The organism is Bacillus sp. ISL-18, assembly GCF_018613415.1.
In the GTDB taxonomy this organism is placed as follows: Bacteria; Bacillota; Bacilli; order Bacillales; family Cytobacillaceae; genus Neobacillus.
In genome coordinates this window covers 78970-92964 of record NZ_JAGGQG010000003.1, presented here as the reverse complement: position 1 = coordinate 92964, position 13995 = coordinate 78970, and the positions used below count along the sequence as shown (strand labels likewise).

Genomic DNA, 13995 nt, shown 5'->3' with positions numbered 1-13995 from the left:
CTAGTATACCCTGTTCAGCCTTTGTCAAAAAGTGTGGGTCATTCAAATGTAAGTCAATTTCTGAATCTTTTGTGAACAGAGATAATCTTTGTAGGTCAGAGGAATTATTTGGTTTACGATAAAGAGGAATTGAAACTCACCATTCAAAGGAGGGATAAGAAATGAAAAATCAAAAATCGATCAGCTTTTTAGCCGTACTTATTTCGTTATTGTCTTTTGCTGCCACAACATACGCGCTTGTTTCACACCAAGGTAAAGGTCCATACAAATATAAATCAATATTTAGTGAAAATGTGGACATTTATGGAAGGGGACTCTATCAGCATGATTCCGTATCAATGGCCACACAAGCACTTGCACAAGATTATGTGACCTTATTTTTAGCTATACCATTGCTCATTATTTCACTTGTTCTAACTACAAAAGGATTGGTAAAGGGGAAGCTGCTTCTTACAGGAACGCTTGGCTACTTCTTATACACCTACTCCTCATATTCGTTTCTTTCCATGTACAACTCCATGTTCCTAGTTTATATCATCATCATGTCAGCTAGTTTCTTTGGGTTTATACTTGCGATGATGTCCTTTGATATTCCTAAGTTACCACAAATATTTAACGAGACACTACCTGTTACTTTTATCAGCGGCTTCTTATTCGTTGTCTCATCTGTATTTTGCTTGATGTGGCTTGGAAAAGTAGTACCAGGGGTGATCCACGGTTCTCAACCGGTCGGCTTGGAACATTACACAACCCTTATTATACAGGCACTAGACCTAGGCTTTGTTATTCCAGTTGGATTCATAGCTGCCATATTACTCATGAAACGAAGACCATTTGGCTACCTCCTTGCAGCAGTGATTACCTTTAAAGATGTTACACTAGTAACAGCCCTCTCCGCCATGGTCATTCGACTAGTCGCAATAGGTGTCCAAATTAGCCTAGTGTTTATCTGTATCGTCCTCCTCATCAACATCGTTTTCCTCTATACCATGGTACTCATCTTGAAAAACGTAAAAGAGGTGTCAGGCACCGACTTTTTTACAAAAGGATAAATTAAGGAAAATGAAAAATACTAACAAATGTTCGGAGGTGGAATGAATGGAACAAAAGGATTATCAAAAAATTTATGAAGAGTATAAGGCACAAAGTGAGCAGCAGGCACAAATCGAAGCACAACAAGGCAATAGCTCCGGAAAAGAGGAATTTGTTGCAGTTAGGAAAAATAATGATGGCGACATCATCGCGTTCAGAACGAGTTCTGGGCGGGAATTAGATTATCTAACGGCTTTAAATGAAGCGAAGGCAGGGAAACTCGCCCATGTAGATGTATTTCATAAATATGGCCGAGACATTATTCGGAGTGAGCCTGACGGTATTAAGGAAAATAACCTTGATCAGCTCCCTGAATTTTAATTGTAAGTAAAAATGCGCTTGGGCAACGCCCAGCGCATTATTCTAATTATTTATTGTTTCATATTGCTTAATTTTATCCTCGTAAGTTAAAGTAACGCCAATTTCATCCCAGCCATTAAGCAGCATTTGCTTAGGGTATGGAGCGATATCGAAGGATAGCTCAAAGCCTTCATTGTCGTATACTTTCTGTTCTTCAAGGTCTACTGTTAATGTATATTCAGTGGACTCTGCCTTTTTAATAATTGTCTGAACCTGATCCTCACTAGCTACAATCGCGAGTATGCCGTTTTTTACACAATTGTTCTTAAAAATATCGGCATAACTTGGGGCAATGATGACCTTGAAGCCGAAATCCTGAACTGCCCATGGGGCATGCTCACGAGAAGAGCCACAGCCAAAATTCTCGCCGGCAACAATGATCGATGCGCCTTTATATTTCGGCGCATTCAATGAAAAATCAGGGCGAGGATTGCCGTTGTCATCAAAACGCCAGTTATAAAATAGAAATTGGCCGAAACCACTGCGTTCTATCCGTTTTAAAAATTGCTTAGGGATAATCTGGTCAGTATCAATATTAGAACGGTTTATTGGATAAACAAGGCCTTGATGGACGCGTAACGGTTCCATTTTAAATTACCTCCTGTGCAGTAAATTGACGGACATCTACAAAATGACCGGCTACCGCTGCGGCAGCTGCCATTTCTGGACTTACAAGGTGGGTGCGGGCACCATTTCCTTGGCGTCCTTCAAAGTTACGGTTAGAGGTAGAAGCACAGCGACCACCTGGAGGTACAATATCATCATTCATCGCAAGACACATACTGCAGCCAGCTTCACGCCATTCAAAACCGGCTTCGATAAACACCTGATCAATACCTTCTTTTTCAGCGGCAAGTTTAATACTAAATGATCCTGGAACAACAATCGCTGTAACACCAGGATTTACTTTGCGGCCACGAATAACTTCAGCAGCTTTACGTAAATCGCTTAATCTTGAATTTGTACAAGAACCAATAAAGACGTGATCGATGACCACACTTGATAGAGGCTGTCCAGCTTCAAGACCCATATATTCAAGGGCGCGGCTAATTTCGTCTTTTTCACTTGGCTTATCGCTGTCATCAGGGCTTGGTACGTTTGCTGTAACCGGGATACACATACCAGGGTTGGTTCCCCATGTAACCTGCGGTTCAACTTCAGCTGCATCTATTTCCACAACAGTATCATAGACTGCACCTTCATCGGTTGCTAGGGCACGCCATTTTTCGACAGCTTTCTCAAACTCTTCGCCTTGAGGCGCATGTCTGCGTCCGCGTAAGTATTCAAAAGTAGTTTCATCCGGCGTAATTAATCCTGCTCTAGCACCAGCTTCAATCGACATGTTGCAGACTGTCATGCGCTCATCCATGGAAAGAGAGCGGATGGCCTCACCAGTGTATTCAATTACATAGCCAGTACCAAATTGAACACCAAATTTACCAATAATCGCTAGAATTAGATCTTTCGCGGTAACACCTGTCCCAAGTTTTCCATTTACCTTTACATTAAGGGTTTTTGGTTTTGCCTGCCATAGCGTTTGAGTAGCAAGCACATGTTCCACTTCGCTGGTTCCAATACCAAAGGCAAGAGCACCAAATGCACCGTGGGTAGAAGTATGACTATCGCCACAGACAATCGTCTTACCAGGCTGTGTAAGACCAAGCTCAGGTCCGATAACGTGGACAATACCGTTGTCTGGATGATGAATGTCGGCAAGGGTTACTCCGAATTCCTGACAATTTTTTTGTAAGGTATCGATCTGATTTTTTGAAACAGGATCATTAATAGTCAGTCTCTGACGGGTTGGTACATTATGATCCATTGTTGCAAAAGTAAGGTCAGGGCGGCGAACCTTGCGCCCGTTCATCCGTAAGCCCTCGAACGCTTGAGGGGAAGTTACTTCATGAACTAGATGTAAATCAATATAAAGTAAATCTGGTTTTCCTTCTTCTTGATGAACGACATGTTGTTCCCAAATTTTTTGGATAATCGTTTTTGGTGTTTGCATAGCCACACTTCCTCACGATAATAGATTTATAGAAAAATTGTGGGTAAACCATTAAGACAATGGTTTACCCTGTAATTGAATTAATAATAACAGCTGGCGATACACTTGGATGCATGCTGTGATTTAATGTAGTCGACAATTAATTTCGTCATTTCAGCGGTTCCGACTTGGCGTCCTTCTTCGATTTGAAGGTCCCCTGTATGGAAACCAGAATCGAGAACCGACTGCACGGCATCTTCAATCACTTTGGCTTCATTATTTAAATCAAACGAATATCTCAGCATCATGGCAGCTGATAAAATCATCGCAGATGGATTGGCAATTCCTTTGCCGGCGATGTCAGGTGCGGAACCGTGAACGGGTTCATACAGACCAACACCATCTTCACGCAAGCTTGCAGAAGGGAGCATACCAATCGAGCCAGTTAAAACAGAAGCTTCATCACTTAAAATATCGCCGAAAAGATTTTCTGTCACAATAACATCAAACTGTGTTGGATTCGTGATTAATTTCATTGCGGCAGCATCAACTAACAAATGTTCTACCACAACATCAGGATATTGTGCTTTCTTTTCCTCTACGACTTCACGCCACATCTTACTGGACTCAAGGACATTGGCTTTATCAACCGAAGTAAGATGCCCCGAGCGCTGCTGAGCAGCCAGAAAGCCTTTATCGACAATTCGTTCAATTTCCTTACGTGTATAAGAAAGTGTGTCTACTACAGCATTTCCATTATCACGCCGTTCACTTGGTGTACCAAAATAAAGCCCGCCCGTTAATTCACGTACAATGAGGAGATCGCTTCCTGCCACCACTTCTTCTTTTAGAGGGGAGGCATGGAGCAGGTTCTTAAATCCCTTAATTGGCCTTAAATTTGCATATAAGTCCAGCGCTTTTCGGATACCAAGCAAACCGCGTTCGGGGCGAAGATGAGAAGGATTTTGATCCCACTTAGGTCCGCCTACCGCTCCTAGTAAAACAGCATCTGCCTGTTTACAGGCATCTACTGTTGAATCCGGAAGGGGAGTGCCATATTGGTCAATGGCTGCTCCTCCGATTTCATGGGTTTCAAAGCTAAAACTGTGGTTAAATTCTTCAGCAATCGCATGTAACACATCTTTTGCTGAATTAATAACTTCCTTGCCAATCCCATCCCCGGGAAGTAAGACAATATGTTTTTTCATTAGAAGCAACCTCCTCATTTTTTTGTTTTACGAGAGGGCGTCTATGTAGACGCCTTAATTTTTGCTAATACTTTTTTATATGGTTGCAGGTTCTTGAACTACGGATGATTGGTTAAAAAATACGCGATTGACTGCATTTAAGAAAGACTTTGCTGATGCTTCCAAAACGTCCTGTGCAGAGCCGCGGCCCGAGAAAGAAGTTCCGTTAACAGTCATTTTTACATGGACTTCAGCAAGTGCATCACGTCCCTGACCGACAGAGCTTAGTCTGAAATCAGTCAAATGAATTTCTTCTGCAATTAGTGCTTCCAGTGTGTTCATCAGTGCCTCAACACTTCCAGACCCCGTACGTGCTGTTTCAACTCGATTTCCATCTGGAGTTGTCAGCGCAACGGTTGCAGTAGGAAGGTTTGCGGAACCATACTGTACTTGGAAGGCAACCAATTCATATTTTTTCACATCGATCGTGGTAGTTTGAATATCAGTCAGAATCGTGAATAGATCCTCATCCGTCACTTCTTTTTTACGATCAGTCAATTGTTTAAAGGCAGTAAATGCTTCAGCCAGTTTTTCAGGTGATAAGGTATAGCCCATTTGCTCAATCTTATCTTTAAAAGCATGGCGGCCTGAATGTTTTCCAAGGACTAAATCATTGGATTTAACACCGACTAATTCAGGGGTAATAATCTCATAGGTTAACGTATTTTTTAATACGCCGTCCTGATGGATTCCTGATTCATGAGCAAAGGCATTTCTGCCTACGACTGCTTTATTGGGTGGAACAATCATGCCTGTTAATCGGCTGACCAGATCGCTTGTACGTTTGATTTCTTTTAATACTAGATTCGTAGTAAATGGATACTTATCTTTACGGATATTCAAGGCAACGGCAACTTCTTCTAAAGAGGCATTGCCGGCACGTTCACCAATACCGTTAATAGTACCTTCAATTTGCGTTACTCCGTTTTCAATTGCTGCCAACGAATTGGCAACAGCCATACCTAAGTCATCATGACAATGACAGGAGAGGGCGGCTTTATGAATATTAGGTACATTTTCTCTGATGTAGCGGAACATCCGGCCATATTCTTCAGGTGTGGTATATCCTACCGTGTCCGGAAGATTAATAACGGTTGCCCCGGCATCAATGACCTTGGTAATAATTTTGACTAGAAAATCCAGATCAGAGCGGGAGGCATCTTCTGCAGACCATTCAATATGCGGGAATCTCTGTTTCGCATATCTAACCATGTCTACTGCTGTGCTAACGACTTCCTCTGGAGTCTTCATCAGCTTATATTGCATATGGATAGGAGAGGTAGCAAGAAATACATGCAATCTTGGTTCGGCTGCATCTTTTAACGCATCCCACGCAATGTCAATGTCCGATTTTGTTGCACGTGCCAAGCCTGTAACAGATGAATTTTTAATCGTCTGGGCAATGGCTCTTACTGCGTCGAAATCGCCTTGAGAGGAAGCCGGAAAGCCGGCCTCCATAATGTCAACCCCAAACCGCTCTAGCTGTCTGGCGATTTCCAATTTCTCAAGCTGGTTTAAATTTACACCAGGAGACTGTTCTCCATCACGTAAGGTTGTATCGAAGATGTTAACGTGAACCATTTACCACCACTTCTTTCTTTGCATTTACAGGCTTTTTAATAAATGGCATTAATGCACGAAGCTCGCGGCCAACAACCTCGATTTGGTGATTGTTTTCAGCACGGTTAATCGCATTGAATTGTGGACGGTTTGTTTGGTTCTCTAAGATCCAGCCCTGAGCAAATTTACCAGTTTGGATATCTTTTAATACTTCTTTCATGCGTGCTTTTGTCTCTTCGTTCACTACACGTGGTCCAGAAACGAAATCTCCCCATTGAGCAGTGTCAGAGATTGAATAACGCATGTTTTCTAATCCACCTTCATATAAAAGGTCAACGATTAATTTTAATTCATGTAAACACTCGAAATAAGCAACTTCAGGCTGATAACCAGCTTCTACAAGAGTTTCGAAGCCTGCTTTGATTAGGGCAGTTGCACCACCGCAAAGAACTGCTTGTTCTCCGAATAAATCTGTTTCTGTTTCTTCTTGGAAAGTCGTTTCTAATACTCCGGCACGAGCAGCACCGATTCCTTTTGCATAAGCAAGAGCGATATCACGTGCTTGACCAGTGTAGTCTTGGTAAACCGCATATAGAGCAGGAACTCCAGCACCTTCTGTATAAGTACGGCGTACTAAATGTCCTGGACCTTTTGGAGCTACTAAGAATACGTCAACATCAGCAGGAGGTACGATTTGGCTGAAATGAATGTTGAAGCCATGAGCGAAAACAAGAGCATTTCCTGCTTCAAGGTTTTGTTTGATACTTTCTTCATATACTTTTGGCTGCATTTCGTCTGGAAGGAGAACCATAACTACATCTGCAGCTGCAGTTGCTTCTGCAACAGGGCGTACATCTAAACCATCTTCAACTGCTTTATCCCAAGATTTCCCTTCACGTAAACCGACTACAACATCAAAGCCGCTTTCTTTTAAGTTTAGTGCGTGAGCATGACCTTGAGAGCCATATCCGATTACTGCGATTTTCTTTCCTTGTAAAACTGCCTCTTGAATATCTCCGTTATAAAGTACTTTTACCATTATGAATCATCCTCTCAAATATATTGTTATTTTAATAGTGAATGTGTTGCTAGATCGTTTACTTGCGGCTGGTGCCCGCGTTGGAGGGCAGTCAGTCCGGTTCTGGCAATTTCTTTAATACCGTAAGGGCGGAGCATCTCAATCAGGGCATCGATTTTATCAGGACGACCTGTAATTTGAACAGCGAGACTGTCCTTACTTACATCAATAATTAAGGCACGGAACGGATCAATAATTCCGTTGATTTCACTGCGTAAATGGCTGCTTGAGGCTACTTTAATTAAGGCCAGCTCACGAGCGACAATTGCCTTATCAGTAATATCGGAAACTTTTAAAACATCAATTTGCTTGTTTAATTGTTTCGTCACCTGTTCAAGGCGTTGTTCGTCTTCCACTTCAACCACCAAGGTCATTTTTGAAATACCTTCAGTTTCGGATGGACCAACTGAAATGCTTTCAATATTGAACTGGCGTCTTTGCAAAAGGCCGGTGACCCGGTTTAAGACACCGCTTCGGTCTTGAACGGTTGCTGTTATGATCCGTTTCATGGTTTCACCCCTAACATTTCATGAATTCCTTTACCAGGGGCAATCATCGGGAATACCTTTTCTTGCTGAAGAACACGGCAATCAACTAATACCGGACCATTATGAGCAAATACTTCTGGTAAAACGGTAATTAATTCTTCCTGATTGTTCACCCGAAAACCCTTAATCGAATAACTGTCAGCAAGTTTGACAAAATCAGGCTGTGTATGAAGAATCGATTCAGAAATCCTGTTTCCGTGTAATAGTTCCTGCCACTGGCGAACCATTCCAAGTGCGCCGTTGTTGACAATAATAATTTTTACCGGAAGATTTCTTTCATATATTATCGATAATTCCTGAAGTGTCATTTGGAAGCCGCCATCACCAACAATCGCAACGACTGTACTATCCGGCTCGGCGATTTGTGCGCCAATTGCGGCAGGGAAGCCAAAGCCCATTGTTCCAAGTCCACCTGAAGTAATCCAGCGGTGCGGCTGCTTAAAGGTGTAATATTGTGCGGCCCACATTTGGTGCTGTCCGACATCCGTCGCGACAATGGCATCACCATTCGTTACTTTATGGACTGCTTCAATCACCCATTGCGGACACATTCCGTTTGGATCATGTTTATACCAAAGCGGATACTCCTGTTTGTTCTGGCTTAGTTTTTCCAGCCATTCACTAGCATTAGGTGATTCAATTTCCTGATTAAGCAGTTCACTAAGTGCCTCTTTCGTATCAGAAACGATTGGAAGATGTGTTGGAACATTTTTACCAATTTCAGCCGGATCGATGTCAATATGAGCAACCTTCGCAAATGGGGCGAAGTGTTTAAGATTGCCTGTCAGCCTATCATCGAATCGGGCCCCAAAGTTGATAAGCAGGTCACACTCGTAAATGGCCATGTTAGCTGCATAGGTTCCGTGCATTCCTCCCATTCCTAACGAAAGGGGATTATCTGCAGGAAAGGTACCAAGTCCAAGTAAAGTAGTGATGACTGGGATTTGGTGTTTTTCCGCAAAAGCCGTTAATTCAGCTGATGCTCTTCCATGGAGAACACCGGCACCAGAAAGAATGACAGGCTTGATTGCCTTTGAAATGGATTCGGCAAGTTTTTTAATTTGAAATGGATTTGGCTTTGTTGTTGGCTGGTATCCAGGCAAATTAATGCTCGCTTCTTCAGGTTCTTCTGTTAAAAATCCGGCGGAAATATCTTTAGGGACATCGACTAAGACAGGCCCTGGCCGTCCGGTAGAAGCAATATGAAAGGCTTCCTTGACAATGCGTGGTAAGTCTTCGATCGATTGTACCTGATAGTTATGTTTCGTAATCGGTGTGGTGATCGCCATAATATCCGCTTCTTGGAAGGCGTCTGTTCCGATGATGTTTCTTGCAACCTGCCCCGTGAAGATAACAAGTGGCAGAGAATCCATCATTGCATCGGTTATGCCTGTTACAAGGTTGGTTGCTCCTGGTCCGGATGTGGCAATGACGACTCCAGGTTTGCCGGTTACCCGGGCATACCCTTCAGCTGCATGGATCATTCCTTGTTCATGTCGGAAGAGAACATGCTTGATTCTATCCTGTGCGCGGTAAATGGCATCATATATTGGAAGCACTGCACCACCGGGATATCCAAACAGAGTTTCTACACCTTCTTCTTTTAGTAAGTCGATGAGAAGGTCTGCACCGGTTCTGGGCTCTGTAGTTGTTTGGATGTCAAGCTTTTTTGCTTCTACTTTCACGTCATAATCCCTCCTTAAGGGTATTTGAAAATTTGAAAAATTTACGGTAGATCGTTGTCTTTTATTTTATTGGTGCTTTGTTCTTATTTTTGGAATAATCTCTATTTTGTAGAATCATATCTTATTTTTGTAGAATAATCTACAGATTTTGTAGAATCTTTTCATAATTCGTAGAATTTTGTAGATTCACAATCTAGCCTTCCAATTGTTCTGCTTCATCATAGTAAAAAAGACCTATTCCCCTCGAATTAACTGCAATCAAGACAACGGTGCAGAATAATCGGGGAGAAAAGGCCTTTCATTTCTCGGTACCACCCGGTTTTTACAGTATCCTTACGAATACTGTCTTAGGAAGCGACAACTAAAAAGATTCGCTTCTTTTGGTAACAGGTGCTTAAAAACTACACCTGATTGAGCCTACTTATAACCCATTTCAGCCCAACACTCAGGGATGATGTCAGAATAAGTTGTATTACTGGGCTTCCAGCAACCCCAGCTCTCTGAAAATACAAGTTCTTATTCCTTTATTCCCGTCATCGATTTAACTATTATTTTGTCAAATGGTCTTCATTTAACACTTCTAGTACCTTAGCTTCCTTAGGGAAGGGGAGGGGTACTAACTTTTCCCGTATTTAGCTTGGTACCTCAACGGATGGACCGCAGAACCAGTACGAATGCTAAACTTTATATTTTCATAATTCCGCCAGTATTGGCAGATGTAACAAGCTTTGCATATTTCGCTAGATAACCAGTTTTAATTTTCGGCTCAGGTTTTACCCATGCCGTACGTCTTTGGGCAAGTACTTCATCATCAACCACAAGTTCAATTGAACGAGCTTCAAGGTCGATTAAAATTTTGTCACCATTTTCAACGAGACCGATTGGTCCACCCTCTGCTGCTTCTGGTGAAATATGACCGATCGAGATTCCACGGCTTGCACCTGAGAAGCGGCCGTCTGTGATTAGGGCAACTTCTTTTCCTAAACCCCGGCCCATAATAGCGGAAGTAGGAGCAAGCATTTCCGGCATTCCTGGTCCGCCTTTAGGACCTTCGTAGCGGATAACCACTACGTGGCCTGCCTTTACAGTACCGTTATTAATGTTTTCTTGAGCCTCATCTTGGGAATCAAACACGATTGCCTCTCCCAAGAATGTCTTAATGGAAGGATCTACAGCGCCAACCTTGATGACGGCACCATCTGGAGCAATGTTTCCATATAGGATGGATAGTCCACCAACTGGGCTATATGGATTATCTTTTGTCCGGATGACCGCTTCATTTGTGATTGTTGCTTCCTTCACATTTTCACGAAGAGTTTTTCCTGTAATCGTTAGGCAGTTATCATGCAAAGCACCTTCAACTTTATAAAGTTCATTGATGATGGCACTTACACCACCGGCACGATGAACATCGTCCATTGAATAATCAGATGCTGGCATAATCTTGGAAAGGTATGGAACCCTCTCAGCAATTTTATTAATTTCGCTAAGATCATAATCGATCCCGGCTTCATGGGCGATGGCTAAAGTGTGTAACACGGTATTAGTGGAGCCGCCCATGGCCATATCTAGTGCAAAGGCATTATCAATGGCTTCTCTAGTAATGATGTCACGTGGTTTAATATCATTTTTAACTAATTCAATAAGATGTCTAGCAGCTTGCCTAATGAGTTCATGTCTTTCTTCGGATGTAGCAACCATCGTACCGTTACCAGGAACCGTCATTCCTAAAACTTCCATTAAACAGTTCATGGAGTTCGCGGTAAACATTCCGGAACAGGAACCGCATGTAGGACAGGCATTGGTTTCAATTTCAAGCAGTTGCTGTTGGCTGATTGTACCGTTGTGGTAAGCACCTACGCCTTCAAAAACTGAAGTAAGGGAAAGATTTTTACCTGTCGATGGTGAAACGCCAGCTTCCATTGGACCGCCAGATACAAAAACAGATGGCACGTTAGTTCTTGCGGCAGCCATTAACATCCCTGGAGTGATTTTGTCACAGTTTGGGATATAAAAAACACCATCGAACCAGTGTGCGTTAATGACTGTTTCAGCACTGTCGGCGATAATTTCACGGCTTGGAAGGGAGTAGCGCATCCCTATATGACCCATCGCAATTCCGTCATCGACGCCGATTGTATTAAACTCAAATGGAATACCACCGGCTTCCCGGATTGCCTCTTTCACAATTTCCCCGAAATGATTAAGATGTTTATGTCCTGGGATAATGTCAATATACGAGTTACAAACTCCGATAAATGGTTTTTCCAAATCACTCGTTTTTACCCCTGTTGCATATAATAAACTTCGGTGGGGAGCACGATCAATTCCCTTTTTAATCATATCGCTTCGCATATTCTTAGCTCCTAACTGACAATAGCATGGTTTGCCCCTTCTGGGTAACAAGTCATTCCGTCGATTGTTACAAATCGTCTGTAAATGATTGATGATTTATTTTCAGTAATCATACAACCAATTGAAAACATGGTCAATATAGAAATCTGACAATTCTAACAAATTAATTTATCTGATAGCGTTTTCATTATTGGTATGATAAGGAATTTGTAAATAAAAAATTTTTAAAAAATTTTTTATTCGTTACTAGTGAGTAGAAGAAATTCGGAGAAATTTCAGTAGTAAGTAAGGGAGAGGGGAATAAATGACCAGATGGAAACTACTATGCTAATAGGTGAAAATATTAGACTAGAATAGTAGTTTATCATCCGATTTTTGCTAAATATTCATAAACCTGACGTAAATAGCGGAAGCCTTTTTCTTCTGCTAGCTGTAAATAATATCTCCATACTTTTGCTGTCATGATGGCATCACTGAGAGCGTGGTGTCGATTCTCCACCTCAATACCGCAAATCTCGCAAACCTCTTCTAGTGGAGCGGATTTCATATAGGGGTTTGAAAGGCGGATGAGAAAAGAAGTATCGACAATTCGATGGTCGAATCTTGTTCGTAATACCTCGCTTGTGATTTTTTTCATAAAGGCCTGCTCGTGACTGGAATGGTGTGCAACGAGAAGATCACTTTTGATAAATTGAAAGAATTGCAGTAGTGCTTCTTGAGCAATCGGGGCAGTGCTTAGGTCCTCTTCATAAATATTGGTTAAAGCAGATAGTTCATTTGATAGTGGAAGATCCGATTTTACTAATGTATAAAAGGTTTCCTGTTCCTTTAGTTGGTCGCCTGTCATTTTGACCGCACCAATGGAAATGATTTGGTCACCTTTCTCGGGATAAAAACCGGTCGTTTCTAGATCAAAGACGACCACCCTTAATTCTTTCAGCGGAACGTCTAAGCTGTTCTTTTCTTTCATTTCTCTTTGTATTTCTCTAAGGAAAGCCTTCTGCTGCAGTGAGGATTGATCTGATAAACTTGCGAAAAGGTTTGAGTTTGCTTTTCCAGATATTTGACGAAAAAATTGGATCATATTATTTATTCTCATCTGAATCCTCCTTTTCTAGTAACCTTTTCATATGATGAAAGAGAGCAGCGCCATTTTTGATGATTTCCTTTACCTCTCTAGCCTGTTCTTTTGTCAGTTGGGTGACAGTTAAATAATGACCTGAATCATAATCTTTATGGTCAGAAAATAATAATCGGTAGGATAGCAGTTTTAAGAATTGCTTTTTGAAAAAAGCTTTGTCACTTGCAGGGAAATACATCTCTGGTATTTTGTCGAGACGTAAAAGGGATGAGGATTCGTGCAATCTTTCTTTCATCGAAAGGAGACGAATCGCATTTACATATGGAAAAAGACCAATTTCTTTGATATTTAGTTTACCGGCATGATTTCCGTGTGTTTCTGTTAAGAACTGACCTAAAACGTTGATTCCTTTTTTGAGATGGAGAGTATTGCTTAGTGATTTATGCAGTAAATGATGTTGCTTCATGTTTTGATAAATATGGTTCTTTAGCTTTTCAACATAGGTGTTCTCTCCATAGATTGATCTTCCGTCTAGAAATATGAGAAGATAACGGATCGATTCCCAAGTGGATTCAATCATCCAGTTTGATAATTGCTGCTCCCATTCACTAATCGATTTACACCAGAATGGGTTGCTGGCCATCACGCCCCCGTCACAATATCTGTATCCTGCTTGATAAAGTCCTTTCGAAATTTCTTTTCCTAATGTTAAAAAGTATGATTTGGCATCGTCCGATGAATCAAGATAAATCATTCCGTGGTCTTGGTCGCTCCATACCGATTGTTCCATCCTGCCAGCGCTGCCCATGACAAAGAATGTAAATGGTGATGGAGGAGGTCCGTGTTGACTCGAAACCTGGTTTATCGCGATGGCTGCTACCCGGTGAATCAAATTATCATGTAGCTCGTTCAGTTTAAAATGGTTATGGCAAACATTTTTCAGTTTTTCGTCTCTAATCTGAATTAATACTGAATATGGGTCATGCTGCAACATGTACACCC

Annotated in this window: 12 protein-coding genes; 2 read left to right on the top strand and 10 right to left on the bottom strand. The window is 41.7% G+C overall.

Annotation, left to right across the window (positions count from 1 at the left end; translation table 11 throughout):
• The first annotated feature begins 161 nt into the window (after positions 1-161).
• Complete coding sequence (locus tag J7E81_RS06320; protein ID WP_215041317.1) at positions 162-1052, top strand: hypothetical protein; 891 nt, start codon at positions 162-164, stop codon at positions 1050-1052.
• Positions 1053-1098: 46 nt separating this feature from the next.
• Complete coding sequence (locus J7E81_RS06315; RefSeq protein WP_215041316.1) at positions 1099-1413, top strand: DUF3892 domain-containing protein; 315 nt, start codon at positions 1099-1101, stop codon at positions 1411-1413.
• Positions 1414-1455: 42 nt separating this feature from the next.
• On the opposite strand, the gene leuD is transcribed toward J7E81_RS06315, so the two are convergent.
• From leuD to J7E81_RS06265, 10 genes are all read right to left on the bottom strand, one after another.
• Positions 1456-2040 carry a 3-isopropylmalate dehydratase small subunit gene (leuD, locus tag J7E81_RS06310; RefSeq protein ID WP_215041315.1) on the bottom strand — a complete coding sequence of 195 codons (585 nt, stop codon included), beginning with the start codon at positions 2038-2040 and terminating at the stop codon, positions 1456-1458.
• Between the two features lies 1 nt (position 2041).
• Positions 2042-3460 carry a 3-isopropylmalate dehydratase large subunit gene (leuC, locus tag J7E81_RS06305; RefSeq protein WP_215041314.1) on the bottom strand — a complete coding sequence of 473 codons (1419 nt, stop codon included), beginning with the start codon at positions 3458-3460 and terminating at the stop codon, positions 2042-2044.
• 80 nt (positions 3461-3540) lie between these two features.
• Positions 3541-4647, bottom strand: a complete 1107-nt coding sequence (leuB, locus tag J7E81_RS06300; RefSeq protein WP_215041313.1) for a 3-isopropylmalate dehydrogenase — start codon at positions 4645-4647, stop codon at positions 3541-3543.
• A gap of 75 nt (positions 4648-4722) precedes the next feature.
• Positions 4723-6267, bottom strand: coding sequence for a 2-isopropylmalate synthase (locus tag J7E81_RS06295; RefSeq protein WP_215041312.1), 1545 nt, complete (start codon positions 6265-6267; stop codon positions 4723-4725).
• Positions 6254-7285 carry a ketol-acid reductoisomerase gene (ilvC, locus tag J7E81_RS06290; protein ID WP_215041311.1) on the bottom strand — a complete coding sequence of 344 codons (1032 nt, stop codon included), beginning with the start codon at positions 7283-7285 and terminating at the stop codon, positions 6254-6256. Before ilvC ends, J7E81_RS06295 begins: the two co-directional genes overlap by 14 nt.
• A 26-nt stretch (positions 7286-7311) precedes the next feature.
• Complete coding sequence (ilvN, locus tag J7E81_RS06285) at positions 7312-7833, bottom strand: acetolactate synthase small subunit (RefSeq protein ID WP_215041310.1); 522 nt, start codon at positions 7831-7833, stop codon at positions 7312-7314.
• Complete coding sequence (ilvB, locus tag J7E81_RS06280; protein ID WP_215041309.1) at positions 7830-9557, bottom strand: biosynthetic-type acetolactate synthase large subunit; 1728 nt, start codon at positions 9555-9557, stop codon at positions 7830-7832. The genes ilvN and ilvB overlap by 4 nt, the downstream gene beginning before the upstream one ends.
• 684 nt (positions 9558-10241) lie before the next feature.
• Positions 10242-11912 carry a dihydroxy-acid dehydratase gene (gene ilvD, locus J7E81_RS06275; protein WP_215041308.1) on the bottom strand — a complete coding sequence of 557 codons (1671 nt, stop codon included), beginning with the start codon at positions 11910-11912 and terminating at the stop codon, positions 10242-10244.
• A 364-nt stretch (positions 11913-12276) separates the two neighbouring features.
• On the bottom strand, positions 12277-13011 hold the full coding sequence (locus tag J7E81_RS06270; protein ID WP_215041307.1) for an exonuclease domain-containing protein: 735 nt from the start codon (positions 13009-13011) through the stop codon (positions 12277-12279).
• Positions 12998-13987 carry a DUF294 nucleotidyltransferase-like domain-containing protein gene (locus J7E81_RS06265; protein ID WP_215041306.1) on the bottom strand — a complete coding sequence of 330 codons (990 nt, stop codon included), beginning with the start codon at positions 13985-13987 and terminating at the stop codon, positions 12998-13000. Before J7E81_RS06265 ends, J7E81_RS06270 begins: the two co-directional genes overlap by 14 nt.
• Positions 13988-13995 lie beyond the last annotated feature (8 nt).